Below are 24,431 nucleotides of genomic sequence, written 5' to 3'. Positions count from 1 at the left end.
GCGGAACTCTTACGAAACAGGCCCCCGCTCGCGGGGGCCAGGTTGATTACGAACGCGCACTGACGCGCTGGATGGCCTTGTCGTAGACCGGATTGTCTTTTTCGCGCTTGGCCGCTCGGTAGTTTTCCAACGCGCTGGCAAACTGCCCGGCGGATTCGTACATCCGGCCGATGTTGTAGTAAGAGCTCGCGCGCACCGTAGCGGCGGTGGCGCCGCTGGCCAGTGCAATCGCCTTGCGGTTGGCCCAGATCGCCTCTGCACTGCGCCCTGCCTTTTGATAGGCCAGGCCGAGGTTGCTATAAGCCTGCCCGTAATTCGGATCCTGCTCGATAGCCTGACCGTACAGAACGATCGCCTCGTCCAGTTGACCGTTGCGATAAGCCTTTTCACCGGACTGATTGAACGCGCGTGCGCGTTCGGAATCGATCGGCGCCTGGTTGGCGGCCACGACACGGTTGCGTTCATCGCCAATGTCGGCGAGCGTGTTCAGGACATCTTCGGGGCCTACTCTCACACCGCGCATCGTATTGATGTCCTGGAACTCGCCTGCTCCAGAGATGCGAAACACGGTCCAAAGATTGCCCGGCTGGTTTCGCGGCACGTAGTAGGTGCGTACCAGCGATTCGCCTACGTAGACGAACACTTTCGCCTGACTCTGCGACAGTGCCATCGTGCCCGGGGCGTCGCGGTCGGTATAGTCGTGCACTGCATACACGTAGGTGTCGCCGTCGCGCTTGCGCTCGAGCGTGACGGTCTCCGGGCCATAGCCATCGGTGTCGTCGACATCGAGGTTTGCATCGGCGCCACGCTTGCTTCTGAAGTAAACGTGATTGCCCGGATAGACGATGTGCGAATCGAGGTCTCGCGGTGTAGCGCCCCAAGTCAATACCACGCGCAGGCCGTCCAGATTGCGCATCACCGGGCTCAACGCGTAGGTAAGGCCGGTGCACGGGCATTTGGCAACGAGATTCGAATAACCGTCCTTCTTGATGATGATCAGCGACGCTGCATCGGACAGCGGGCCGGCATCAATCGACACCTGGCCTTGCGCGTCCGTCGTGGCTGTAACCGACTGCTCGCCGTTTTTCTGGAGAATGACCGTCGCGCCGGCTATCTTCTGGTCCTTGACGGTTGCGCTAAGTACCTGCACGCGGGAGTCTGCGGCGTGGGCACCAATCGCGGTCGACAAGGCCAGTGCGGCCATCAAGAATCGAGTACTTCTGAGCATGCGGATCCTTAAGGAAAGTGAAGATGGAACGACAATTTGCGTTGTCGAAAACCGCGGGTCTATTCAAGCCTCTATCATTCAGACCGACTTATCCCGGTGACCGCAACCAATCTTTTCGAGCGGGCAAATGCCTGCCATAAGATTTTCCGACACGCATTCTACACGGGAAACGAATCCATAAATATCCGATAAGTTCAAGCGGCACTTACACCGTCGACCACTCGGACAGTCGATTACAAAAAATTGTTAAATCCCGACAATCTCAATTCGGCCAAGCACGGTTAGCACTAGCCCCCGCTGCCGGCGGCCTGGTATCAACGTTCACGGAAACCGACGCCCCATTTTCAGTGGGGCAAAGAATTCAGCATAACCGGACAATGCGACACACAAAAAAACATGCTCAATGTCAAATTCCGACTTCTTTCGATGTTCTTTATCGCACCCGGAGAGGTTGCGCATATACGTGACATCGATCGCCGTGCGGCCGCTATAGGCTGAATTCTGCCCGTTTGCAATACATTCTCGCCACTCAATGCGTCGCACCGCGGTAAGTCGAGCGACGAGAACCGAAACCGCATTGAACGTGACACAAAGCCGATTCGTGGCTTGCTCGATAACAGCAGTGCCAGATGAAGATGCCGTTGGCTCGCTGCACGTCGATCGGAAACTGCCGACCGTCCGGTATTCACACCGTGATCTCATCGAACCGGTCGGCACGAAGCACCAAACGCCGAACCCGCGGCGCGACGTGATGAGCATCCGGCAGAAGCTGTTCGACAGCTATCTCGACGCGCTCAAGCTGCAGCTGAAGCTGAAGAGCGTGCTGGGGACGCTCGACGAGCAATCGCTGGTGGCGGTGGACAGCTTCCCGCAGAGCAACGCGGCAGGTGGCGCGCGCGTGGAGTGACGAGTGCCGCGTCAGTCCCGTGGCGGCGCATCCGCCGTGGGAGGCAGCAGCACGACCGTGTCCTCCGGCCCGAGCACGCGCCCGTCCTGCGCGCGCAGCTCCAGCCTCCTGACGGGCAAGCCGTTCTTCCGGTCGACCAGCAGCACGTGCGCCTCGTCCGGCTCGAAGAAGAAATCCTCGCCCCACTGCCGGAGCGCCACGAGCAGCGGAAACAGCCCACGCCCCTTCTCGGTCGGCACGTATTCGTGATACGCGCCGCCGTCGGCCGCGGGCACCGCATCCAGGATGCCGTGCGCGACCAGGTTGCGCAGACGGGCGGCCAGGATGTTCTTCGCAAGGCCGGGGCTCTTCCGGAATTCACCGAAGCGGCTCAGGCCATCTAGCGCATGCGCGTCCGCTTGCACGAACGCGCACGCGTGCGGTCAGTGAATCACCCGCGTCACCCCGCGCCCGCGCGGATCGGCGACCGCCTCGGGCGTCTTGCCGTCGATCTTGATCACCTGGATGTCGCCGCTGAAATCCTGCCCCTTCAGCGTATAGCCGCGCGCCTCGATCTGCTTCGCGAGGTCGCCCTCGATCGGGTGGTACGGCTCCCAGAAGATCGTGTTCGGCGGCAGCAGCTGGTGATGGAAGCGCATCGCGCCGACCGCTTCCTTCAACGGCATCTTGAAGTCGTAGATGTTGTTGATCACCTGGAAGATCGACGTGAAGATCCGCGAGCCGCCCGGCGTGCCGATCACGAGCGACACCTTGCCGTCCCTGGTCAGGATCGTCGGCGACATCGACGACAGCGGGCGCTTCTTCGGCTCGATCGCGTTCGCGTCGCTGCCGACCACGCCGAACATGTTCGCAACGCCCGGCTTCGCGGAGAAATCGTCCATCTCGTCGTTCAGCACGATGCCCGTGCCGTCGGCGATCACGCCCGAGCCGAAATAGCCGTTGATCGTGTACGTGTTCGATACCGCGTTGCCCCACTTGTCGACCACCGAGAAGTGCGTCGTTTCCGCCTTCTCCGGCATCTCCGTGCCGAGGCCCGGCTGCACGCTCTTCGTGTCGGACGGCTCCTTCGGATTCACTTCGGCCGCGCGCTTCGAGATGTACGCGTCGCTGGTCAGCCGCGAAACGGGCACCTTGTAGAAGTCGGGGTCGCCCAGGTATTGCGCGCGATCGGCGAACACGCGCTTCTCGATCTCCGCGATCAGGTGGATGTATTGCGGCGAGTTGAGCGCGACGCCCTCGAAGTCCTGCTTGCGGTCCGCCTTCATCTTCAGCAGCTGCACGAGCCCGATCCCGCCCGAGCTCGGCGGCGGCGCGGTGATCACGCGGTAGCCGTTCCAGCTCGCCTCGACCGGCTGGCGCCACGTCGCGCGGTATTGCGCGAGATCCTCGGTCGTGATCAGCCCGTTGCCGTCGCCGGTCTTCATCGACGCGGCGATCAGCTCGGCCGTCTTGCCTTCATAGAAGCCCTTCGCGCCGCCCTTCGAGATCCGCGTCAGCACGTCGGCGAGATCCGGCTGCTTGAAGTTCACGCCCGCCTTCATCCCGGCGAAGTACTTGTCGAAGTTGGTCTTGCCGCCGAATTCCTTCGACGCGTCCACGCCGCGCTGCGCAAGCTGCTCGTCGACGACGAAGCCGTCGCGCGCATAGTGGATCGCCGGTGCGATCACCTGCTGCCACTTCAGCTTGCCGAAACGCTTCTGCGCTTCCCACATGCCCGCGACCGTGCCCGGCACGCCGACCGCGCGCGGGCCGTACAGGCTCATGCCCTTGACGACGTTGCCGTCCTTGTCGAGATACATGTCCTTCGTCGCCGCGAGCGGTGCGCGCTCGCGATAGTCGAGGAAGTACGGCTTGCCGTCCTTGTAGATGGTCATGAAGCCGCCGCCGCCGATGTTGCCGGCTTCCGGATACGTGACGGCGAGCGTGAACGCGATCGCGACCGCGGCGTCGATCGCGTTGCCGCCTTCCTTGAAGATCCGCTCCGCGGCATCCGCGCTGTACTTGTCCGCGACCGCGACCGCCGAGCTCGTCAGGATCGCGGGCTGCGGCCCCTTTGCATAGACGGGCGCATTCGGCAGGAAGCCGATGCCGGCCACCGTCGCGAGCGCAACGGCGGACGATTTGAAGCGATTCAGCGTAGTCATTGCATGTCTCCCATGTCGATCTCTTTCAGGCTGGAAAAAGCACCTGATCCGCTGATGGCCGCCGGCGCGCCGACGGCCATGCACCGGCTTCGTAGTATAGGGGGACAAAAAGGGTCAAACACGGCGGCAACGATGAAAGGCCCGCATTCCGCATCACGCACTGCATCATGCAGCGCATCGCAACGCGAAATTCGCCGGACAACCGCCCACGACGCGCGCCGATCTGCGAAGATAGCGCCCCGTCGTTTTCGCGCCGCGCGTTTTTCTTCATCTTTCCGTATGGCATCACACAACGCACATCATGCGAGCGGCTTCGCGGCCGGCCTGATCGCAGCCGTGCTCGTCGCGCAGGCCGGCGCGACCGGCCCCTGGCACCTGGGCATCCCCGCCGCATTCGCGGCCGGCGTCGCCGGCGGCACGGCGCCCGACTGGCTCGAGATCGCCTGGTGGAGCCGCAAGCGCCGCCTGTGGATCACGCACCGCACCATCACGCACTGGGGCGTCGGCTGGGCCGCGCTGCTCGCGCTGGCGTGGCATGCGCTCACCCATCATCCGCACCCGCTGTGGGCCGCACCGCTGTTCGGCTTCGCGTGCGGCGGCCTGATGCACCTGCTCGCCGACTGGCCCAACCCGCTCGGCGTGCCGTGGATCTGGCGGCGGCATTCGCTCAACCTGTGGAATAGCGGGAGCTGCGACCTGATCGTCGTCGCCGCCGCGTGGGGCGGCGCGTTGTGGCTCGCGCAGTCGCTGTGGACGCGCGCACCGGCGCTGCAGCACTGGCTCGGGTGGCTGCATCGCGTGTAGCGGTTTCCGGCGCGCACGCGCCGCGTCTGGCACACTGACGATTCGCGCGCGCCGTGCGGCATCGGCGCGCTTGCACCCCGCATGAGCCGAGCTTGAGCCCTGCTTGAGCCCTATTTAGCCGCTTCGATGGACGTCACCGCCACCCGCCCCGCCGCCAGCGTGCTCGACGTGTTCCACCCCGCCGTCGCCGCCTGGTTCCAGCGCACGTTCGCCGCGCCGACCGGCGCGCAGGCGCTCGCGTGGCCGCACATCAAGGCCGGCCGCTCGACGCTCGTCGCGGCGCCGACCGGTTCCGGCAAGACGCTCACCGCGTTCCTCTGCGCGATCGACGCGCTCGTGCGCGACGCGCTCGCGCACGACGGCACGCTGCCGGACGCGACGCTCGTGGTCTACGTGTCGCCGCTGAAGGCGCTGTCGAACGATATCCACGTGAACCTCGACGCGCCGCTCGCCGGCATCGCCGAATCGCTCGCGCGGCTCGGCCTGCCGGTGCCTGCGATCCGCACCGCGGTGCGCACCGGCGACACCACGCAGGCCGAACGCGCCGCGCTGCGCAAGCGCGCGCCGCACATCCTCGTGACGACGCCGGAATCGCTGTACGTGCTGCTGTCGTCGACGTCGGGCCGCCAGATGCTGTCGAGCGTGCGCTCGGTGATCGTCGACGAGATCCATGCGCTCGCCAACAGCAAACGCGGCAGCCATCTCGCGCTGTCGCTCGAACGGCTCGACGCGCTGACCGGACGCGCGCTGCCGCGCATCGGCCTGTCGGCGACGCAAAAGCCGATCGACGCGGTCGCGCGCTTCCTGGTCGGCGGGCCCGCCGACGCGCCGCGCGACTGCACGGTCGTCGACACCGGCCACACGCGCGAGCGCGATCTCGCGCTGGAGCTGCCGAACGTGCCGCTCGAACCGGTGATGGCGACCGACGTGTGGGAACAGGTGTACGACCGGATCGCCGGGCTCGCCGCCGCGCACCGCACGACGCTCGTGTTCGTCAACACGCGGCGCACCGCCGAGCGCATGGCGCGCCATCTCGCGGACCGGCTCGGCAAGGACGCGATCGCCGCGCATCACGGCAGCCTCGCGAAAGAGCATCGCTTCGACGCCGAACAGCGGCTCAAGCGCGGCGAGCTGAAGCTGCTCGTCGCGACCGCGTCGCTGGAGCTGGGGATCGACATCGGCGACGTCGACCTCGTCTGCCAGGTCGGCTCGCCGCGCGGCATCGCGCCGTTCCTGCAGCGCGTCGGCCGCTCTGGGCACCACGTCGGCGGCGTGCCGAAGGGGCGCCTCTTCCCGCTGTCGCGCGACGAGCTCGTCGAATGCGCGGCGCTGCTCGACTGCGTGCGGCGCGGCGAGCTCGACACGCTGCGGATTCCCGAGGCACCGCTCGACGTGCTCGCGCAGCAGATCGTCGCCGAGGTCGCGTGCGCCGAATGGCGGGAAGACGCGCTGTACCGCAGCTTCACGCAGGCCGCGCCCTACGCGCGCCTGTCGCGCGAGCGCTTCGACGACGTGATGAGGATGCTGGCCGAAGGCTTCACCAGCCGGCGCGGCGTGCGCGCGGCGTACCTGCACCGCGACGTGGTCGGCGGCACGGTGCGCGGGCGGCGCAACGCGATGATGACCGCGACGACGTCCGGCGGCACGATCCCCGACATGGCCGACTACGCGGTGCTCCTCGAGCCGCAGGGCATCCAGGTCGGCACCGTCAACGAGGATTTCGCGATCGAGAGCCTGGCCGGCGACGTGTTCCAGCTCGGCAACCAGTCGTACCGGATCATCCGGGTCGAGACGGGCCGCGTGCGCGTCGAGGATGCGCAGGGCCAGTCGCCGAACATTCCGTTCTGGCTCGGCGAGGCGCCGGGACGCAGCGACGAGCTGTCGGCCGCGGTCGGCCGGCTGCGCGCGCGGCTCGACGCGCTGTTCGCCGAGGGCGACCGGCAGGCGGGCGCCGGCGCCGCCGAGGGCCGCCTCGCGCCCGCGCTGCGCTGGCTCGTCGACGCGCTGCAGTTGTCGCCCGACGCCGCACGGCAGATCGTCGACTACCTGGCGCGCAGCCGCGCGGCGCTCGGTACGCTGCCGACGCAGGACACGCTCGTGATGGAGCGCTTCTTCGACGAATCGGGCGGCACGCAGCTCGTGATCCATTCGCCGTTCGGCAGCCGCATCAACCGCGCGTGGGGGCTCGCGCTGCGCAAGCGCTTCTGCCGCACGTTCAATTTCGAGCTGCAGGCCGCCGCGACCGACGACGCGATCATCCTGTCGCTGTCGCTCGCGCACAGCTTCGCGCTCGACGAAGTGTGGCGCTACCTGCGCGCGGCGAGCGCCGAGCACGTGCTGGTGCAGGCGCTGCTCGACGCGCCGCTGTTCGGCGTGCGCTGGCGCTGGAACGCGACGACGGCGCTCGCGCTGCCGCGCTTCACCGGCGGCAAGCGGACCGCGCCGCAACTGCAGCGGATGAAGAGCGACGACCTGCTCGCGACGGTGTTCCCCGATCAGGTCGCGTGCCTCGAGAACATCGTCGGCGAGCGCGAGATTCCGTCGCATCCGCTCGTCGACCAGACGCTCGACGACTGCCTGCACGACGCGATGGACACCGACGGCTGGCTCGCGCTGCTGCGCCGGATCGAAAGCGGCGCGATCGAGCTGGTCGCGCGCGACCTGCCCGCGCCGTCGCCGCTCGCGGCCGAGATCCTCAACGCGAAGCCGTACGCGTTCCTCGACGACGCGCCGCTCGAGGAGCGCCGCACGCAGGCGGTGCAGGCGCGCCGCTGGAGCGACCCCGAATCCGCGGACGATCTCGGCGCGCTCGACGCCGACGCGATCGCCGCGGTGCGCGACGAAGCGTGGCCGCTCGTGCGCGACGCGGACGAAATGCACGAAGCGCTGCTCACGCTGGCCTGCATCGCCGACGACGAAGCGCGCGCGCATGACGGCTGGCCCGCGTGGCTCGCGGAACTGGCCGAGCGCCGCCGCGCGACGAAGCTGGCCGCGCCGGGCGGCGCGGCGCTGTGGGTGCCGGTCGAGCGGCTCGTCTGCCTGCGCGCGCTGCATCCCGACGCGCGCTGCACGCCCGCGTTGAAAGTGCCGGCCGCATGCGCCGAACCATGGGAAGCGGACGCCGCGCTCGTCGACGTGATCCGCGCGCGGCTGACCGGCTTCGGGCCGCTCGCGCTCGACGCGATCGCGCGGCCGCTCGGCCTGCCCGTCGCAGCGGTCACGACCGCCCTCGCCGCGCTCGAGCAGGAAGGCTACGTGATGCGCGGCCGGTTTACGCCGGCCGCGGCCGGCGACGAATGGTGCGAACGCCACCTGCTTGCGCGCATCCACCGCTACACGGTGAAGCGCCTGCGTCGCGAAATCGAGCCGGTCGAGCGCGCCGATTTCATGCGGTTCCTGTTTCACTGGCAGCACCTGACGCCGGACACGCGCGGCGCCGGCCGCGACGCGCTCGCCGCCGTCGTCGAGCAGCTCGAAGGCTACGAAGCGGCCGCGAGCGCATGGGAAGACGCGCTGCTGCCCGCGCGGCTGGCCGACTACGTGACCGGCGGGCTCGACGAGCTGTGCCGCTCCGGCAAGCTCGTGTGGACCCGCATCGGCGCGCCGGCGCGCGCGGCGGGCACGCCCGTGAAGACGACGCCGATCGTGCTGCTGCCACGCCGCGATCTCGCCGCGTGGCAGGCGCTGCGCGATCCGGCCGCGCAGCCCGCGCTGTCGGCGCGCGCGGCGCAGGTGCGCGACGCGCTCGCCGCGCATGGCGCGATGTTCTTCGACGAACTGCTCGGCGACCTGCACATGCTGCCCGTCGAACTCGAACAAGCGCTCGGCGAACTCGTGTCCGCGGGCCTCGTGAACGCGGACAGCTTCGCGGGATTGCGCGCGCTGCTGAAGCCGGCGGTCAAGCGCAGCGCCATCCATGCACCGCGCACCCGGCGCGGCGGCGCGCTGATCGGCGGCATGGACGACGCCGGGCGCTGGGCGCTCGTGCAGCGTCCCGCGCCGCCCGCCGGCACGCCGCAGCGCCCGCCGGCGCGCACGCTCGCCGCGACCGATCCCGACGCGCTCGAACACATCGCGTGGACGCTGCTGCGCCGTTACGGCGTGGTGTTCTGGCGGCTGCTCGAACGTGAAGCCGACTGGCTGCCGGGCTGGCGCGAACTGGTGCGCGTGCTGCAGCGGCTGGAAGCGCGCGGCGAGATTCGCGGCGGGCGCTTCGTCGCCGGGCTGGCGGGCGAACAGTTCGCGCTGCCCGAAGCGATCCCGATCCTGCGCGAGCTGCGGCGGCAGCCGGGCAGCGGCCAGTTCGTCTGCGTGACGGGCGCCGATCCGCTGAACCTTGCCGGCACGCTGCTGCCCGGCGACAAGGTGCCCGCGCTGGCCGGCAATCGCGTGCTGTTTCGCGACGGCGTGCCGGTCGCGTCGCTCGTCGCCGGCGCATTCCACTACGCGCCCGACCTGTCGCCCGCCGCGCGCGAGGACGCGCGCGTGCGGCTCGCACGCCGCTCCTGACATCCGCTGACTACTGAACGGCCGCACGCACGGGGCAGGACGTTCCGCTACCATCGGGCGTTCTGCTGCGCCGGCTTCCCGCGCCGATTCCAACGATTCCGGAGACGTCCCTACATGCCGGCGCTGAAACTGCTGCCGTGCAGCGGCATCGCACATCGCTGCGCGTGGATCTCGCTGGTTGCGGTCGCCGGGCTGTTCCTGACGACCGGGTGGTATATCGTCCGGCCGCTGCTGCTGGCGAGTGCGGCCCTGCTCTATCTGCGGGTGGCCGGCCGCGGGCGTTGACTCAGGCCGGCACCAGCTCGAAGCTCAAGCGCTTGCCGAGCGCCGCGGCAGCGCTCGCGAGGGTCGTCAGCGTGAGACTCGTGTCGGTTTCGTCGAGCAGGCGGTTGAGCGCCGCGCGGCTGGTTTTCATCCGCGCGGCCATCGCGGTCTTCGTGATGTGCTGCGCCTTCATTTCCTGCCCGATCTGCCACGCGATCACCCGCTTGATGGCGGTCGCGGTGGCCGCCTCGAGGAGGCCTTCCTCTTCGAGGAAAGCGTCGAAGTCACCGCCGATGTGGCGATTGGTCGTGGTCGTCATGTCGTACTCCTTTGCTTTGCGTTGCCCGCTGCCCGGTCGTCCCAGATGGCACCAACCGGCGCCGCGCACGCGGAATTCAGATGCCGTTGCTCACGGCTTTCAGTCGAGACCTTGCGACGTCGAGATCGTCCGGCGGTGTGGTCGGCGACCTCTTGATGAACCCGTGTAACAGGACCATCGCATCGTCGACGACGGTGAAGAAGACTCGCGCGATTCGCGTCGGAAGCGTGACCCGGATCTCCCACAGATCCTTCGACATCTTCCGGACCAGCGGCATGCCGAGCGGCCAGCCGAATTGAACGGTCTTGATCTCTTCGCCGATCGCCTTCCGCTCCGCCTGATCGAGCCCCTTGAGCCATTCGCGGACCGGTTCGCTTCCGCCAGCCGTGCAGAAGAACCGCACGCTCAACGTCGCCTGTAACAGTTGCCTCGTCATCGTCCTGACACCAAGCGTACCAAAATTGATACGATATGCCAAGTGCGGCGAAAGCGAACCTCGACCGTCCGGCCAATCTCGCGCGGCAGGCGCCGCGGTGCGATTCGGCGCTATTCCGTTGCCTTGTCGCCGCGCGTCCGCTTGCGGCCGCGTGGCGACGCTTCCCCCGGCCGCCCGTCACCGAACCGTGCCCGCGCAATCTCCCGCACCGCGTCGATCAGCGTGCGCGCGACGGGCGACGGCTCGGCATCGGTGCGCAGGATCAGGCCGACCGGCTCGTCGGTGCCGGCCGACGGCAGCGGCAGTCGCGCGAGCGCACCCGTGGACAGGTCGTATTCGGCCGCATACTGCGGCACGAACCAGACCGCGTCGTTCTCGAGCGCGAGCGCGCGCGCGACCGACACGGACAGCACTTCGATGAACGCGTCCAGCGGCGGCGCGCCGCACGCGCCGAGCAACTGCTCGGCCGATTGCCGGATCAGCGTGCCGTACGGCGGCAGCACGACCGGGTAGCGCGCAAGCTCGGCGGCCGGCGCGACGCTCGCCATCAGCGGGTGTCCGGCGCGCACGACCGCGACGAGCGGCTCGTTGTACAACTGCTCGAACGCGAGCCCGACCATCCGCTCCGGCTCCGACAGCCGCCCGATCGCGCATTCGATCGCGCCCGCCTTCAGGCGTTCGAGCAGCTCGGCATTCGCGGCGGTCGCGAGCCGCACGACGACGCGCGGCCAGTGCACGGCAAGCGCCTTCATCAACGCCGGCGCGAGCGACGCCGCGACGGTCGGCAGCATCCCGATCTCGAGCGTCGCCGCCGCGCCGCCGCCGTCGTGCGCGAGCAGCCCGACGCCTTGCCGCAGCGCGAGCACGCACGCGTTCGCATGCGGCATGAAAAGCTGCGCTTCGCGCGTCGGGCGCGCACCCTGCCGGCTGCGCTCGAACAGCCTGACGCCGAGGATGGACTCCAGCTCGGCGATCGTCTTCGAGACGGCCGGCTGCGTGATCGACAGGCTCTCGGCCGCCTTCTGCACGCCGCCCAACTGCGCGACCGCGAGAAAACACTGCAGGTGCCGGAACTTGACGCGGCCGTCGGCGATACGGTTAGTCATAACGAATGGTTATGCAAATGATCGTGAATGGCCATTTTGCATAACTTTTCGCGTACGCCCAAGCGCTGCCTTCCGATTTTCGTCCGCCGCTGCGGGTCGTTCGCTCTCCGCCCGCCGCCGCCCCGTCACGCCGCCCGCCGCAGCGCCTCGAAACCGGCCGGCTCCCAGATCCGCTTCGCGATCAGCAGCCCGGTGCCGTGCTTCTGCCCGAGCGGCGCGGACGACGATTCCGCATGCAGCGCGGCCGCCTTGTTGCGCAGCCGGCGCAACTCCTGCTCGAGCTCCGCGGCGGCCGCCTCGGTCAGCATCCCCTGCGAGAACGTCATCGTCTCGCCGGGGCCGTCGAAGCGGCTGTCGAGGAAATCGCCGAGCGCATGCGCGTGGAAGTAGCGGCGAATCGGGCCGCCCGGCAGCCAGTCGAAGTCGCGCGCGACGCGCACGCGGATCCGGTCGCCCGGCAGCAGCGCGACCACGTTCATCCGGTCGAGCATCAGCAGGTACTTCAGGCATTCGGCCTTCGTCACGCGATAGGCCGCGACGATGTCGTCCACGGTCCAGTAATTGATCGCGCAGACGGCGACCAGCAGCAGCTTCTCGTCCGAAACGAGCAGCGCTTCCTGCTGCTCGGTCAGCACGTGCAGCCGCGGCGCGGAGGCCGACGCTTCCTGCACGAGCTCGGCGAGCGTGTAGCCGAGCAGTTCGCCGATCTGGACGATGCGCTCGAGCGTGAAGCGCTCGCTCGCGAACAGGCGCTTCACGCTTGTCTCGGACACCGCGAGCGAACGGGCGACGTCGCGGTAAGTCATGCCCTGCGCCTTCAGCAGGCGCTTCAGCGTATCGATGAGCTGGGCGATTTCAGTCATGGTCGGTATCTAAAAATGATGCTTAAAGTAAAACTCCAGGCTACCGGCGCGTACTGTCGCACGGTTTTCGATACTTGTCTGCATAATCCGCTCCGACCTGTCACTGATCGACGGAGATGCGATGACGATCCGAACCGAAACCGCCGCAGCCGCCCCGCATCGCGCCGCGCCGCGCGACGCCCGCGAAACCGATCGCGCGTTGCCGCTCGCGACCGTGCGCACGCTTGCCGCAAGCGCGCACGTCGGGGATCTCGTGTTCATCCGCGTGCCGGTGCGCCTGTTCCGCGAAGTGGCGGACGCGACGGGGACGTGGACCAACCATGTCGGGATCGTCGTCGACACGTCGGGCGCGGAACCCGTCGTCGCGGAGAGCACGTTTCCGTGGGCGAAGCTGACGCCGCTCACGCGCTTCGTCCAGCGCTCCGAAGGCGGCCGCCTCGCGCTGGCGCGGCTCGCGACGCCGCCCACCGCTGACGAGCAGCGCCGGATGCAGGCCGCCGCCGAACGGCGGATCGGCACGCTGTACGACACCGGCTTCAACCTGCGCTCGCGGCGCCAGTTCTGCTCGCGCTACGTGCGCGAGGTGCTCGGCGACGCGACGGGCATCGAAGTCGGCGACGTCGAGACGTTCTCGACGCTGCTCGCGCGCCGCCCCGGCGCGAAGCTCGGCTTCTGGCGGCTGTGGTATTTCGGGCGCATTCCGTGGGCCCGCGAGACGGTCACGCCCGCGAGCCTGCTGCGCTGCGGCCGGCTGACGCTCGAATTCGACGGGATCGTGTTCGACCCGCGCCGCGGCTGACGCGCCGAATACGTCGAGCGCGACGGAGACCACGCAGGACAACAACGAGAAAAACGAAAAACAAGCAGCGACGGGCTGGCTGGAGGGCCGTGCAACGTTCGTCACCGACGATACGCGAGCCCGATCGCTTTATCCGCCGGAGCGGCAGCCGCCGTCCGGCGGTTTCTTCATTGGCGCATCACATAACGATTGGTTATGCGTCCAGCGAAAAAACGTCATTTTGCATAACTTTCCGGATTGGCTAAAGTCCTCCCATCACCTCTGTCGAAAACCTATCAGGAGACGCCCGATGGATTCCCCCACGATCCTCACGCCGCGCGACTGGCCGTCGCATCCCGCGTACATCCACCCCGAATACCGCTCGTCGGTGAAGCGCGGCCCCACCCGGCCGCTGATTCCGCTGAAGGAGAAGCTGCGCGACCAGCACGCGCCCGTGTACGGCGCCGAAGACCTCGGCGCGCTCGACCACGACCTGACGAAGAACGCGGTGAAGAACGGCGAGCCGCTCGGCGAGCGCATCGTCGTCACGGGCCGCGTGCTCGACGAAGGCGGCAAGCCCGTCCGCAACACGCTGGTCGAGGTCTGGCAGGCGAACGCCGCCGGCCGCTACGTGCACAAGGTCGACCAGCACGACGCGCCGCTCGACCCGAACTTCCTCGGCGCCGGCCGCTGCCTGACCGACGACGAAGGCCGCTACCGCTTCCTGACGATCAAGCCGGGCGCGTATCCGTGGGGCAACCACCCGAACGCGTGGCGTCCGAATCACATCCACTTCTCGCTGTTCGGCGACTACTTCGGCTCGCGCCTCGTCACGCAGATGTACTTCCCCGGCGATCCGCTGCTCGCGTACGACCCGATCTTCCAGGGCACGCCCGGAGCGGCGCGCGACCGGCTGATCTCGCGTTTCTCGCTGGACATCACCGAAGAAGGCTATGCGCTCGGCTACGAATTCGACATCGTGCTGCGCGGCCGCGACGCCACCCCGATGGAGCGCTGAACCATGACGACGCTGAAACAAACCCCTTCGCAGACGGTCGGCCCGTACTTCGCCTACGGCCTGTGCCCGCAGCAGTACAACTACGATCTGAAGAGCCTGTTCACGCCGACGATCGCCGCGCCGCACGCGGCGGGCGAGCACGTGCTGCTGGTCGGCCGGGTATTCGACGGCGACGGCAACGTCGTCAGCGACGCGGTGCTCGAATTCACGCAGGTCGACGGCGCGGGCCGCTATCCGGCGTCGCGCGCCGACATCGCGCAGACCGGTTTCGCGGGCTTTGCGCGGGTCGGCACCGGCACCGACGCGCAGCATCGCTTCGTCGTCGAAACGGTCAAGCCGGGCCGGACCCCCGCCGCCGACAACGACGCCGCGCCGCACGTCAACGTGACGGTGATGATGCGCGGAATCCTCACCCATGCATTCACCCGCGTGTACTTCGACGACGAAGCGGCGGCCAACTCGGCCGACCCGGTGCTGAACGCGGTGCCGGCCGAGCGCCGCGCGACGCTCGTCGCGAAGCGCGAAACGCAGCCGGGCGGACCGACGATCTATCGCTTCGACATCCGCATGCAGGGTCCGGACGAAACGGTGTTCTTCGACGTCTGAGCGATGCGCCGGCGCAGGCCGGCCCCGTTGCTTGCCCGCCGCCGCGCGTGGCGATGCGTTCAGCATCGTCGCGCGCGGCGGTTTCGTTTTGCGGGCGGCAGCGCGGCGTCATTCGGCAAACGCCGAATTGCGCAGCAACGGAAAGTCGGATGAAAGGCCGCTCAGCCCCGCCAAACGGGGCTCTGGCGGATATTGCAACCGTTTGCCGCGATTTCCCTTGCGCGTTATGCGGCATAGCCTATGCTATCGGCATTCGACGAACGCTATTGCATCATCGCGAGCAATAATTCCGTTCGGCATGCGCTGCCGCTCAACCGCGGATTGGCGTGGATGTTCAACCGAGTGCCTTTGAGCGCGGCTGTCCGACCATATGGCAGTCGCGCGTTTTTTTGCCCGCGCGGGTTGCACGGCCAACTTCTACAAGCGATTGAAGTTCTTTCCTGACGGGGAAACGGACCGCGCCGACGCGGTGCCCCGCAGCGCGGGCGCGCCCGTTTTCGCCCCGCCCGCCGCTTCAGGCGGCGTGTGTTTTTCCTGCGGCAATCGTCGTGCTTCGACGCAGGACGAATCGAATCCGGTCACGCAGCGGCACGGAAATTGCGCGGCCCCATCGGTGCCGTCCATTCCGGAGATCGTCGCCGATGACACGACCGCCAAGCACTACCAGCGGTGCTCCGTGCATCTACTGCCTGCCGCTTGCGTTCGCACTGGACCGCGACGCGTGGCTGCAGTGCGTTGGCCGTGCCGCCGAGATGGGCTTCTCGCGCATCCTGACGACGCTCGCCGCGTGCGGCGCGTCCCTGCGCGAGCCCGTCGAGCCGCTCGCCGCTTACGCCGACGCCGCGCGCGCCAGCGGCCTGGCGCTCGATCTCGTGATCGAGCGCCAGGCCGCTCCCGCTGCGCCGTCATTCGCCGTCGACGGCGCATGCGCCGATGATCCCCTGCCCGACCCGCGCCGCGCGCCGCCGGTCGCGGCATCGCCGCCCCACGCGCCGGCTGCGCCGCATGACGACGACCTGGCCGAGCGCTTGATCGCCCTGGCCGGGTATGGCGTTGCCGGTTTCTGCCTGCGTGGCGTCGACGCGATGCCGATCGCGCAATGGTCGGACTGCCTGGGACGCGTGCGCGCCGCGCGGCCGGGCACCGCGTTTTTTGCGTGGACGCCGGGCCTGCCTCGCGCGCGCATGATCGACGCCGCCGCCCGCTTTGACGGTGTGTTCCTGTCGTCGTGCTGGTGGGATTTGCGGGCCGCATGGCTGCTCGACGAGCATGCGGACCTGGCGACGAGCCCGTGCCGCATCGCGCTGGCCGACGATCCTTTCGGCGGGCGCGCGCTCGACGCCGTGCCGTCCCGGCACCGCATGCTGGCGTGCCAGCGCGCACTCGCCGTCGCCTTCGAGCTCGGCGACGGCATCCTCGTGCCGGCCGGAATGGAGTTCGCGTGGTCCGGTCCGGTCTGGCGCGCCATTCGCACGCCCGCCGACTTGAGTGCCGCCTGGCAGGCCGCAGCGTTCAACCTCGGTCACGCCATCGCACGCGGGAACGCTCGCCTTGCGCGCCGGGCCGCCGACAGGGTGGACTTGCACGGCGGTGTCGAGCTGCAACGCCTGGCCGGCCCGTCCGCGCCGATCGCGGTATTCGCGCGCGTGCCCTGCGACCGTCGGCGACGCGAGCCGCTACGGATCGTCGCCGCCAACATCAGCCTGTCGGACACCGCGTCGCTCGACGCAGCCGGCTGGTCGTGGCACGACTGCACGCACGTGCAGCCGCTCGACGACGACGACGCACCGGTCGGCGCACCGCAGCCGCTCGACACCGTGAGGCTGGCGCCCGGCGAGGTGCGCGCGTGGCGCGCCACGCGCCCGGCGCCGGTGGCCGGCCGCGCCGCGCGCGCGCACGGCGGCGGTCATGCCGCCGACAAGGCCGTGCGGGCCGCGGAAGACGCGGTGCGCGCACCGCGCCTCTTCATCGATGCGATCACGCCCGCCGTGGACAATGGCCGCTTCGCGGTCAAGTGCGTCGCGGGCGAAGCGATCCGCGTCGAGGCCGACGTCGTCATCGACGGCCACGACGTGCCGTCGGCCGTGCTGCTCTGGCGCCCGGTCGACGCGGCCGACTGGCGCGAAGTCGACATGGCGCCGCTCGGCAACGATCGCTGGACGGCCGAATTCCGGCCCGACCGGATCGGCCGCTACGAATTCACGATCGAGGCGTGGCGCGATCCCTACGTCAACTGGTGCCGCGAAGTCGGCAAGAAGGTCGATGCCGGGCTGGACATCACGCTCGAACTGCGCGAAGGCGCGCTGATCCTTGCCGACGTCGCGCGACACGCCGTCACCGCCCGCGCGCGGCTGGCGCTCGAGCATGCGTGCCGCGTCGACGATGCGCTCGATGCCGGCCACACGCTCTCGGCGCTGACGGCCCCGACGCTGGCCGACGCGGTGGCGGCGGCCCGCTTCCGCCCGTACGTCTTGCGCCACCTGCCGCCGCAGCCGGTCGACGTCGAGCCGGCGCTGGCCGGCTTCGCGAGCTGGTACGAGCTGTTCCCGCGTTCGCAGAGCAACGACCCGTCGCGTCACGGCACGTTCGACGACGTGATCGCGCGCCTGCCGGCGATCCGCGCGATGGGCTTCGACGTGCTCTACTTTCCGCCGGTCCATCCGATCGGAACGAAGCACCGCAAGGGCCGCAACAACAGCAAGTCCGCGGCACCCGGCGACCCCGGCAGCCCGTATGCGATCGGCGCCGAGGAAGGCGGCCACGACGCGCTGCACCCGGCGCTGGGCACGTTCGACGATTTCCGCCGCCTGAACGAGGCCGCGCACGCTCATGGCCTGGCCCTCGCGCTCGACTTCGCGGTGCAATGCTCGCCGGACCATCCGTGGCTCACGTCCCATTCGGGCTGGTTCGACTGGCGCCCCGACGGCTCGCTGCACTATGCGGAGAACCCGCCGAAGAAATACGAGGACATCGTCAACGTCGATTTCTATACCGACGACGCCATGCCGGGCCTGTGGCTCGCGCTGCGCGACATCGTGCTGTTCTGGATCGGGCACGGCGTCACGCTGTTTCGCGTCGACAACCCGCATACCAAGCCGCTGCCATTCTGGGAATGGCTGATCGCGACGGTGCGCGCGGATCATCCCGAGGTGGTGTTCCTGAGCGAAGCGTTCACGCGGCCGAAGATGATGTACCGGCTCGCCAAGATCGGCTTCTCGCAGTCGTACACCTATTTCACGTGGCGCCATTCGAAACAGGAATTCATCGACTACCTGGGCGAGCTGACCCGGCCCGACATCGCCGCGTACTTCCGGCCGCATTTTTTCGTCAACACGCCCGACATCAATCCGCTGTTCCTGCAGACGAGCGGCCGGCCCGGCTTCCTGATCCGGGCCGCGCTCGCGGCACTGCTCTCCGGGCTATGGGGCGTCTACAACGGTTTCGAATTGTGCGAATCGGCGGCACTGCCCGGCCGCGAGGAATATCTCGATTCCGAGAAGTACCAGCTGCGCGCGTGGGACTGGAACCGGCCCGGCAACATCGTGCGGGAGATCGCGCAGCTCAATCGCATCCGGCGCGCCCATCCGGCGCTGCACACGCATCGCGGGCTGACCTTCCACAACGCGTTCGACCCGCACATCCTTTACTTCGCCAAGACCACGCCGCGCCGCGACGACGTCGTGCTCGCGGCGATCAATCTCGACCCGTTCGCCGCGCACGAGGCCGACTTCGAGGTGCCGCTATGGGAGTGGGGCCTCGCCGACGACGCCGTGCTGGCCGCGGAGAACCTGCTCGACGGCACGCGCTTCGCGTTCCACGGCAAGCGCCAGCACGTGCGGCTCGCGCCCGACGCGCCCTACGCGATCTGGGCCGTGCGCCCGCCTGACGGCGAGGCCTCACCATGAAACGAGAACCGTATTTCGAACGCCTCACCGCCGATCCGCTCTGGTACAAGGACGCGGTGATCTATCAGCTGCACGTCAAGTCGTTCTTCGACGCCAACAACGACGGCATCGGCGATTTCGCGGGGCTGCAGGCCAAGCTCGACTACATCGCCGAGCTCGGCGTCGACGCGATCTGGCTGCTGCCGTTCTACCCGTCGCCGCGCCGCGACGACGGCTACGACATCTCCGCCTATCGCGACGTGCACGCCGACTACGGCAAGCTCGGCGACATCAAGCGCCTGATCGCCGCCGCGCACGCGCGCGGCATCCGCGTGATCACCGAGCTCGTCATCAACCACACGTCCGACGAGCATCCATGGTTCCAGCGCGCGCGCCGCGCCAAGCCCGGCTCGTCGCATCGCAACTACTACGTCTGGTCCGACACCGGCCGCGAATATGCGGGCACGCGCGTGATCTTCCTCGACACCGAGGTCTCGAACTGGTCCTATGACGAGGTCGCCGGCGCGTACTTCTGGCATCGCTTCTACTCGCACCAGCCCGACCTCAACTTCGACAACCCGCAGGTCGTCAAGGAAGTGCTCGGCGTGATGCATTTCTGGCTCGACCTCGGCGTCGACGGGCTGCGCCTCGACGCGGTGCCTTACCTGGTCGTGCGCGAAGGCACGTCGAACGAGAACCTGCCCGAGACGCACGAGATCCTGCGCCGCATCCGCGCCGATCTCGATGCGCGATACCGGAACCGCATGCTGCTCGCCGAGGCCAACCAGTGGCCCGAGGACGTGCAGCAGTATTTCGGCAGCGGCGACGAATGCCACATGGCGTTCCATTTCCCGTTGATGCCGCGCATGTACATGGCGATCGCGCGCGAGGACCGCTTCCCGATCACCGACATCCTGTGGCAGACGCCGCAGATCCCGCCGACGTGCCAATGGGCGATCTTCCTGCGCAATCACGACGAGCTGACGCTCGAGATGGTGACCGACAGCGAGCGCGACTATCTGTGGGAGGTCTACGCGAGCGACCGGCGCGCGCGGCTCAATCTCGGCATCCGGCGCCGCCTCGCGCCGCTGCTCGAACGCGACCGTCGCCGCATCGAACTGATGAACAGCCTGCTGCTGTCGATGCCCGGCACGCCCGTGATCTACTACGGCGACGAGATCGGCATGGGCGACAACATTCACCTCGGCGACCGCGACGGCGTGCGCACGCCGATGCAATGGTCGTTCGACCGCAACGGCGGGTTCTCGCGCGCCGATCCGGAGCAACTGACGCTGCCGCCGATCCAGGGGGCGCTGTACGGCTACGAATCGGTCAACGTCGAGAGCCAGTCGCGCGATCCGCACTCGCTGCTGAACTGGACGCGGCGCCTGATCGCCACGCGGCGCAGCCACCACGCGTTCGGGCGCGGCGCGATCGAGTTCCTGCAGCCGGTCAATCGCAAGGTGCTCGCCTACCTGCGCGAATACGAGAACGATCCGCCGCTGCTGTGCGTGGCCAATCTGTCGCGCGCCTCGCAGGCGGTCGAGCTCGATCTTTCGCGCTTCGCGAAGCGCACGCCGGTGGAATTGCTCGGCGGCTCGGCGTTTCCGTCGATCGGCCAGCTGACCTACCTGCTGACGCTGCCGCCGTATGGGTTCTACTGGTTCGAGCTCAGCGACGATACGCAGGCGCCGCGGTGGAACGCCGAGCCGTCCGAGCAACTGCCGGAATTCATCACCCTGGTCTGGCGCGCCGGCGAACCGGTGCTCAGCGGCGCGCACCGCCAGGCGCTCGAGCAGAAGGCGCTGCCTCAGTACCTTCCGAGGCGGCGCTGGTTCGCGTCCAAGAACGGCAAGCTGCATCGCGCCCGCCTGGAAGGCATCACGGCGCTCGAAGGCACGCCGACGCCGACGTTCCTGTGCGAGGTGGAAAGCGAAATCGAGACGGATGGAAAGGCCGCCACCGAGCACTATCTGCTGCCGCTCGCGGTCGCGTGGGATCAGCCGGGCCTGCCGCCGCTGCCCGGCCAGCTGGCGCTGGCGCGCATCCGGTGCGGGCCGCAGGTCGGCTTCCTGACCGACGCGTTCGCCGTCGCGCCGTTCGCGCGCGCCCTGTGCGACGCGATGCGCAGGCAGGCGCGCCTGCCCGTGGGCGGCCACGCCGATGGCGACGTGATCGAATGCGACGCGTCGGCCGCGCTCACGGCCGAGATGTATCGCGCGGATGCGGAGATCAACTGGATCGCCGCCGAGCAGACCAACAGCACGCTGGCGATCGGTCACGCGCTGGCGCTCAAGCTCGTGCGCCGCGTCGTCGCGGGCGTCCACCCCGAGGCGGAAATGGGGCGCTACCTGAGCGAGCACGGCTTCGCCAACGCCCCGGCGTGGCTCGGCGAAGTGCGCCGCCGCGATGCCGCCGGCACGCCGCACACCCTTGCCATCCTGCAGGCTTTCGTCGAGAACCAGGGCAACGCGTGGGACTGGGCGTTCGAGACGCTGACCCGCCTGACCGAGGAACTGTCGCACGAAACCGACGTCGCCGACGCATCGGACGACGACACCGCCGATTACACGCGCTTTGCCGGCGTGGTCGGGCGGCGCCTCGGCGAAATGCACGGCGTGCTCGCGCAGCCGAGCGAGCAGCCGGAGTTCGCGCCGCGACGGGCCACGCCGGACGACTGCGACGTCTGGGCCGCCCGGGTCCGGGCCCAGGTCGACGATGCGCTCGATCTGCTCGCGCTCGACCGGCAATGGAGCGACAAGGCGACCGCGCAACTGGCCCGGCGGCTCGTCGATCAGCGCGCGCCGCTGCTGGCGCTGGCCGAACGGCTGTGCCGGGATGGCGCCGGCACGTCGTGCCAGCGCATCCACGGCGATTTCCATCTCGGCCAGGTGCTCGTGGCGCAGGGCGACGCCTGCCTGATCGATTTCGAGGGAGAGCCGGTGCGGCCGCTTGCCGAGCGGCGCGAAAAGGCCAGCCCGCTGCGCGACGTGGCCGGCCTGTTGCGCTCGCTCGACTATGTCGGCTACGCCGTCACCCATGCCGGCGAGCAGATGCCGCAGCCGCTGCTGGCGCGCCGCGATGCGTTCCTGCGCGAGGCGATGGACCGCGCCGCCACGGCGTTCCTCGACGCGTACCGCGCCGCCGTCGGCACGGCGCCGCCCGGCCTGGCCGAATCCGCGGGCCGCGCGGCCCTGCTCGATGCGTTCCTGCTCGAAAAGGCCGCCTACGAGATCGTCTACGAATTCCGCAATCGTCCGGCGTGGGTGCCGGTGCCGCTGCGCGGGATGGCCGAGCTCGCCCGGCGGCTGCTTGCCCGGCATGGGGAGGCGCCCCGTGGCTGAGGACCGCTCCGACCCGCTCGCCGGACTCTGCGAAGCGAGCCTGCAAGCCCTGATCAGCGGGCGCGCCGCCGATCCGTTCGCGTTGCTCGGGCCGCATCGCGTCGACGGCCGCTGGCTCGTGCGCGCGTTTCTGCCCGGCGCTCTCGCGGCGTCGCTCGAGCTCGACGGCGACATCCGCGTGCCGATGGCGCACGCGCACCCCGACGGCCTGTTCGTCGGCGCGCTGCCGGAAAGCGGCCAGGCCGCCGCGCCCGCGTACCGGCTGCGCGTGCGCTGGCCGGACGCCGAGCACGTGGCCGAGGACCCGTACAGCTTCGGGCTGCTGCTCGGCGACCTCGACCTGCACCTGCTCGCGGAAGGCCGGCATCTCGAACTCGGCAACTGCCTCGGCGCGCAGCCGATGACGATCGACGGCACGGCGGGCGTGCGTTTCGCCGTGTGGGCGCCGAACGCGCGGCGCGTGTCGGTGGTGGGCGACTTCAACAGCTGGGACGGCCGGCGTCATCCGATGCGCCTGCGCCATCACGCCGGCGTCTGGGAACTGTTCGTGCCGCGCCTTGGTGTCGGCGAGCGCTACCAGTACGAGCTGATCGGCCCGCACGGCGGCCTGCTCCACCCGAAGGCCGACCCCGTCGCGCGCGCGACGGAGCTGCCGCCGGCGACCGCATCGCGCGTGGCCGATCCCGCGCCGTTCGCGTGGAGCGACGACGCGTGGCTCGCGACGCGCGCGCAGCGCCAGGCCGCAAACGCCCCGCTGTCGATCTACGAGGTCCACGCCGGTTCGTGGCTGCGCGATTCCGGCGACGGCGCGCGCAGCCTGCGCTGGGACGAGCTGGCCGACCGGCTGATCCCGTACGTCGCCGACATGGGGTTCACGCACATCGAATTCCTGCCGATCACCGAGCATCCGTTCGCCGGTTCGTGGGGCTACCAGCCGCTCGGCCTGTTCGCGCCGACGGCGCGCCTGGGCGAGCCGGCTGCCTTCGCCGGCTTCGTCGACCGCTGCCACGGCGCCGGCATCGGCGTGATTCTCGACTGGGTGCCGGCGCACTTCCCGACCGATCCGCACGGCCTGATGCAGTTCGACGGCACCGCGCTCTACGAGCACGCCGATCCGCGCGAAGGCTTTCACCAGGACTGGCAGACGCTGATCTACAACCTCGGCCGCAACGAAGTCGCCAATTTCCTGCTCGCCAGCGCGCTCGAATGGCTGACGCGCTATCACGTCGACGGCCTGCGCGTGGACGCCGTCGCGTCATTGCTGTACCGCGACTACAGCCGCGCGCCGGACGCGTGGGTGCCCAACGTCCACGGCGGCCGCGAAAACCTCGAAGCCGTCGAGTTCCTGCGCCGGTTCAACACGGTCGTCGCCGAACGGTGCCCGGGCGCGGCGACCTTCGCCGAGGAATCGACCGCGTGGCCCGGCGTGAGCGCACCGGTCGCCGCCGGCGGGCTCGGTTTCAGCTACAAATGGAACATGGGCTGGATGCACGACACGCTGCAGTACATGTCGCGCGACCCGATCTACCGGCGCTATCACCATGACGAAATGACCTTCGGCCTCATCTACGCGTTTTCCGAGCGCTTCGTGCTGCCGCTGTCGCATGACGAGGTCGTGCACGGCAAGCGCTCGCTGCTCGGCCGCATGCCCGGCGACCGCTGGCAGCGCTTCGCCGGCCTGCGCGCCTACCTGGGCTTCATGTGGGCGCATCCGGGCAAGAAGCTGCTGTTCATGGGCGGCGAGTTCGGCCAGGATTCCGAATGGAATCACGATGCTTCGCCGGCCTGGCACCTGCTCGACGATGCGGACCACCGGGGCGTGCAGCGCTTCGTGCGCGACCTGAACCGCTGCTATCGCGGCCTCCCCGCGCTCCATGCGCGCGACGCCGAGGCCGACGGCTTCGCGTGGGTCGTCGGCGACGACCGCGACAACAGCGTGTTCGTGTTCCTGCGCCGCGGCGGCGCGTCCGATGCGTCCGGCCCGGTGCTGGTCGCGCTCAACCTGACGCCGGTGCCGCGCGTCGGCTATCGCGTCGGCGTGCCGCGGCCGGGCCGCTGGCGCGAAATTCTCAACAGCGACGCGACCTGCTACGGCGGCAGCGGCATCGGCAACGGGGGCGGCGTGACGGCCGTGCCGGAACCGAGCCACGGCCTGCCCGCCTCGCTCAGCCTGACGGTGCCGCCGCTCGCCTGCGTGTTTCTGCTCCCGGAGGAGTGAGTC

16 protein-coding genes and 2 pseudogenes are annotated in these 24,431 nt (G+C 68.8%); 10 read left to right on the top strand and 8 right to left on the bottom strand.

Going from position 1 to position 24,431, the window contains the following annotated elements; genetic code table 11:
• Positions 1 to 46: 46 nt before the first annotated feature.
• On the bottom strand, positions 47 to 1,204 hold the full coding sequence (locus KY49_RS28545; RefSeq protein WP_197083613.1) for a tetratricopeptide repeat protein: 1,158 nt from the start codon (positions 1,202 to 1,204) through the stop codon (positions 47 to 49).
• 769 nt (positions 1,205 to 1,973) lie between these two features.
• Between KY49_RS28545 and KY49_RS28540 the strand changes: the two are divergent.
• Positions 1,974 to 2,135: pseudogene (locus KY49_RS28540) on the top strand (TolC family protein); the annotation flags it as partial.
• An 11-nt stretch (positions 2,136 to 2,146) separates the two neighbouring features.
• On the opposite strand, the gene KY49_RS28535 reads toward KY49_RS28540, so the two are convergent.
• Both KY49_RS28535 and ggt read right to left on the bottom strand, forming a co-directional pair.
• A complete protein-coding gene (locus KY49_RS28535) occupies positions 2,147 to 2,539 on the bottom strand; it encodes a winged helix-turn-helix transcriptional regulator (RefSeq protein WP_042587722.1) in 393 nt (130 codons plus the stop codon).
• A gap of 18 nt (positions 2,540 to 2,557) precedes the next feature.
• Complete coding sequence (ggt, locus tag KY49_RS28530) at positions 2,558 to 4,279, bottom strand: gamma-glutamyltransferase (protein ID WP_042587721.1); 1,722 nt, start codon at positions 4,277 to 4,279, stop codon at positions 2,558 to 2,560.
• A gap of 279 nt (positions 4,280 to 4,558) precedes the next feature.
• Here ggt and KY49_RS28525 point away from each other — a divergent pair, with 279 nt between their 5' ends.
• The 3 genes and pseudogenes from KY49_RS28525 to KY49_RS37795 form a co-directional block, all read left to right on the top strand.
• Positions 4,559 to 5,083 carry a metal-dependent hydrolase gene (locus tag KY49_RS28525; protein WP_042587720.1) on the top strand — a complete coding sequence of 175 codons (525 nt, stop codon included), beginning with the start codon at positions 4,559 to 4,561 and terminating at the stop codon, positions 5,081 to 5,083.
• Positions 5,084 to 5,209: 126 nt separating this feature from the next.
• The gene (locus KY49_RS28520; RefSeq protein ID WP_042587719.1) at positions 5,210 to 9,592 is read left to right on the top strand and encodes a DEAD/DEAH box helicase; all 4,383 of its coding nucleotides are present in this window, start codon (positions 5,210 to 5,212) and stop codon (positions 9,590 to 9,592) included.
• Positions 9,593 to 9,712: 120 nt separating this feature from the next.
• Positions 9,713 to 9,877: pseudogene (locus KY49_RS37795) on the top strand (amino acid permease); the annotation flags it as partial.
• A gap of 1 nt (position 9,878) precedes the next feature.
• On the opposite strand, the gene KY49_RS28515 reads toward KY49_RS37795, so the two are convergent.
• The 4 genes from KY49_RS28515 to KY49_RS28500 all read right to left on the bottom strand — a co-directional run bounded on the left by KY49_RS28515 (position 9,879) and on the right by KY49_RS28500 (position 12,580).
• On the bottom strand, positions 9,879 to 10,175 hold the full coding sequence (locus KY49_RS28515) for an XRE family transcriptional regulator (RefSeq protein ID WP_042587718.1): 297 nt from the start codon (positions 10,173 to 10,175) through the stop codon (positions 9,879 to 9,881).
• A gap of 76 nt (positions 10,176 to 10,251) precedes the next feature.
• On the bottom strand, positions 10,252 to 10,611 hold the full coding sequence (locus tag KY49_RS28510) for a type II toxin-antitoxin system RelE/ParE family toxin (protein WP_042587717.1): 360 nt from the start codon (positions 10,609 to 10,611) through the stop codon (positions 10,252 to 10,254).
• A 110-nt stretch (positions 10,612 to 10,721) separates the two neighbouring features.
• The gene (pcaQ, locus tag KY49_RS28505) at positions 10,722 to 11,717 is read right to left on the bottom strand and encodes a pca operon transcription factor PcaQ (protein WP_042587716.1); all 996 of its coding nucleotides are present in this window, start codon (positions 11,715 to 11,717) and stop codon (positions 10,722 to 10,724) included.
• Positions 11,718 to 11,842: 125 nt separating this feature from the next.
• Positions 11,843 to 12,580: a helix-turn-helix domain-containing protein gene (locus KY49_RS28500; RefSeq protein WP_042587715.1), complete on the bottom strand. Its 738-nt coding sequence runs from the start codon at positions 12,578 to 12,580 to the stop codon at positions 11,843 to 11,845.
• 121 nt (positions 12,581 to 12,701) lie between these two features.
• Between KY49_RS28500 and KY49_RS28495 the strand changes: the two genes are divergently transcribed.
• The 3 genes from KY49_RS28495 (at position 12,702) to pcaG (ending at position 14,982) form a co-directional block, all read left to right on the top strand.
• Positions 12,702 to 13,379: a YebB family permuted papain-like enzyme gene (locus tag KY49_RS28495; RefSeq protein ID WP_082062461.1), complete on the top strand. Its 678-nt coding sequence runs from the start codon at positions 12,702 to 12,704 to the stop codon at positions 13,377 to 13,379.
• Positions 13,380 to 13,668: 289 nt separating this feature from the next.
• Entirely contained in the window at positions 13,669 to 14,376 is a 708-nt protein-coding gene (gene pcaH, locus KY49_RS28490) for a protocatechuate 3,4-dioxygenase subunit beta (RefSeq protein ID WP_042587714.1), read from the top strand.
• A 3-nt stretch (positions 14,377 to 14,379) separates the two neighbouring features.
• A complete protein-coding gene (gene pcaG / locus KY49_RS28485; RefSeq protein ID WP_042587713.1) occupies positions 14,380 to 14,982 on the top strand; it encodes a protocatechuate 3,4-dioxygenase subunit alpha in 603 nt (200 codons plus the stop codon).
• 417 nt (positions 14,983 to 15,399) lie between these two features.
• On the opposite strand, the gene KY49_RS37790 is transcribed toward pcaG, so the two are convergent.
• Complete coding sequence (locus KY49_RS37790) at positions 15,400 to 15,606, bottom strand: hypothetical protein (protein ID WP_143136268.1); 207 nt, start codon at positions 15,604 to 15,606, stop codon at positions 15,400 to 15,402.
• Positions 15,607 to 15,623: 17 nt separating this feature from the next.
• Here KY49_RS37790 and KY49_RS28480 point away from each other — a divergent pair, with 17 nt between their 5' ends.
• The 3 genes from KY49_RS28480 to glgB are packed head-to-tail and all read left to right on the top strand — an operon-like array spanning position 15,624 to position 24,428.
• Positions 15,624 to 18,887, top strand: a complete 3,264-nt coding sequence (locus KY49_RS28480; protein WP_052495800.1) for an alpha-1,4-glucan--maltose-1-phosphate maltosyltransferase — start codon at positions 15,624 to 15,626, stop codon at positions 18,885 to 18,887.
• Positions 18,884 to 22,210, top strand: coding sequence for a maltose alpha-D-glucosyltransferase (treS, locus tag KY49_RS28475; RefSeq protein WP_042587712.1), 3,327 nt, complete (start codon positions 18,884 to 18,886; stop codon positions 22,208 to 22,210). The genes KY49_RS28480 and treS overlap by 4 nt, the downstream gene beginning before the upstream one ends.
• Positions 22,188 to 24,428, top strand: a complete 2,241-nt coding sequence (gene glgB, locus KY49_RS28470; RefSeq protein WP_042587711.1) for a 1,4-alpha-glucan branching protein GlgB — start codon at positions 22,188 to 22,190, stop codon at positions 24,426 to 24,428. The genes treS and glgB overlap by 23 nt, the downstream gene beginning before the upstream one ends.
• Positions 24,429 to 24,431 lie beyond the last annotated feature (3 nt).

The organism is Burkholderia sp. MSHR3999 (genome assembly GCF_000833595.1).
Taxonomy (GTDB): Bacteria; Pseudomonadota; Gammaproteobacteria; order Burkholderiales; family Burkholderiaceae; genus Burkholderia; species Burkholderia ubonensis.
Note: the sequence above shows the minus strand (reverse complement) of the source record. Positions and strands in the feature narration are given on the sequence as shown.

What these genes read in the sequence shown, in the direction of transcription:
- KY49_RS28545 (WP_197083613.1), bottom strand. Translation starts at nt 1,204, where the DNA reads ATGGCCGCACTGGCCTTGTCGACCGCGATTGGTGCCCACGCCGCAGAC.
- ggt (WP_042587721.1), bottom strand. Translation starts at nt 4,279, where the DNA reads ATGACTACGCTGAATCGCTTCAAATCGTCCGCCGTTGCGCTCGCGACG.
- KY49_RS28525 (WP_042587720.1), top strand. Translation starts at nt 4,559, where the DNA reads ATGGCATCACACAACGCACATCATGCGAGCGGCTTCGCGGCCGGCCTG.
- KY49_RS28520 (WP_042587719.1), top strand. Translation starts at nt 5,210, where the DNA reads ATGGACGTCACCGCCACCCGCCCCGCCGCCAGCGTGCTCGACGTGTTC.
- KY49_RS28515 (WP_042587718.1), bottom strand. Translation starts at nt 10,175, where the DNA reads ATGACGACCACGACCAATCGCCACATCGGCGGTGACTTCGACGCTTTC.
- KY49_RS28510 (WP_042587717.1), bottom strand. Translation starts at nt 10,611, where the DNA reads ATGACGAGGCAACTGTTACAGGCGACGTTGAGCGTGCGGTTCTTCTGC.
- pcaQ (WP_042587716.1), bottom strand. Translation starts at nt 11,717, where the DNA reads ATGACTAACCGTATCGCCGACGGCCGCGTCAAGTTCCGGCACCTGCAG.
- KY49_RS28500 (WP_042587715.1), bottom strand. Translation starts at nt 12,580, where the DNA reads ATGACTGAAATCGCCCAGCTCATCGATACGCTGAAGCGCCTGCTGAAG.
- KY49_RS28495 (WP_082062461.1), top strand. Translation starts at nt 12,702, where the DNA reads ATGACGATCCGAACCGAAACCGCCGCAGCCGCCCCGCATCGCGCCGCG.
- pcaH (WP_042587714.1), top strand. Translation starts at nt 13,669, where the DNA reads ATGGATTCCCCCACGATCCTCACGCCGCGCGACTGGCCGTCGCATCCC.
- pcaG (WP_042587713.1), top strand. Translation starts at nt 14,380, where the DNA reads ATGACGACGCTGAAACAAACCCCTTCGCAGACGGTCGGCCCGTACTTC.
- KY49_RS37790 (WP_143136268.1), bottom strand. Translation starts at nt 15,606, where the DNA reads ATGGACGGCACCGATGGGGCCGCGCAATTTCCGTGCCGCTGCGTGACC.
- KY49_RS28480 (WP_052495800.1), top strand. Translation starts at nt 15,624, where the DNA reads ATGACACGACCGCCAAGCACTACCAGCGGTGCTCCGTGCATCTACTGC.
- treS (WP_042587712.1), top strand. Translation starts at nt 18,884, where the DNA reads ATGAAACGAGAACCGTATTTCGAACGCCTCACCGCCGATCCGCTCTGG.
- glgB (WP_042587711.1), top strand. Translation starts at nt 22,188, where the DNA reads ATGGGGAGGCGCCCCGTGGCTGAGGACCGCTCCGACCCGCTCGCCGGA.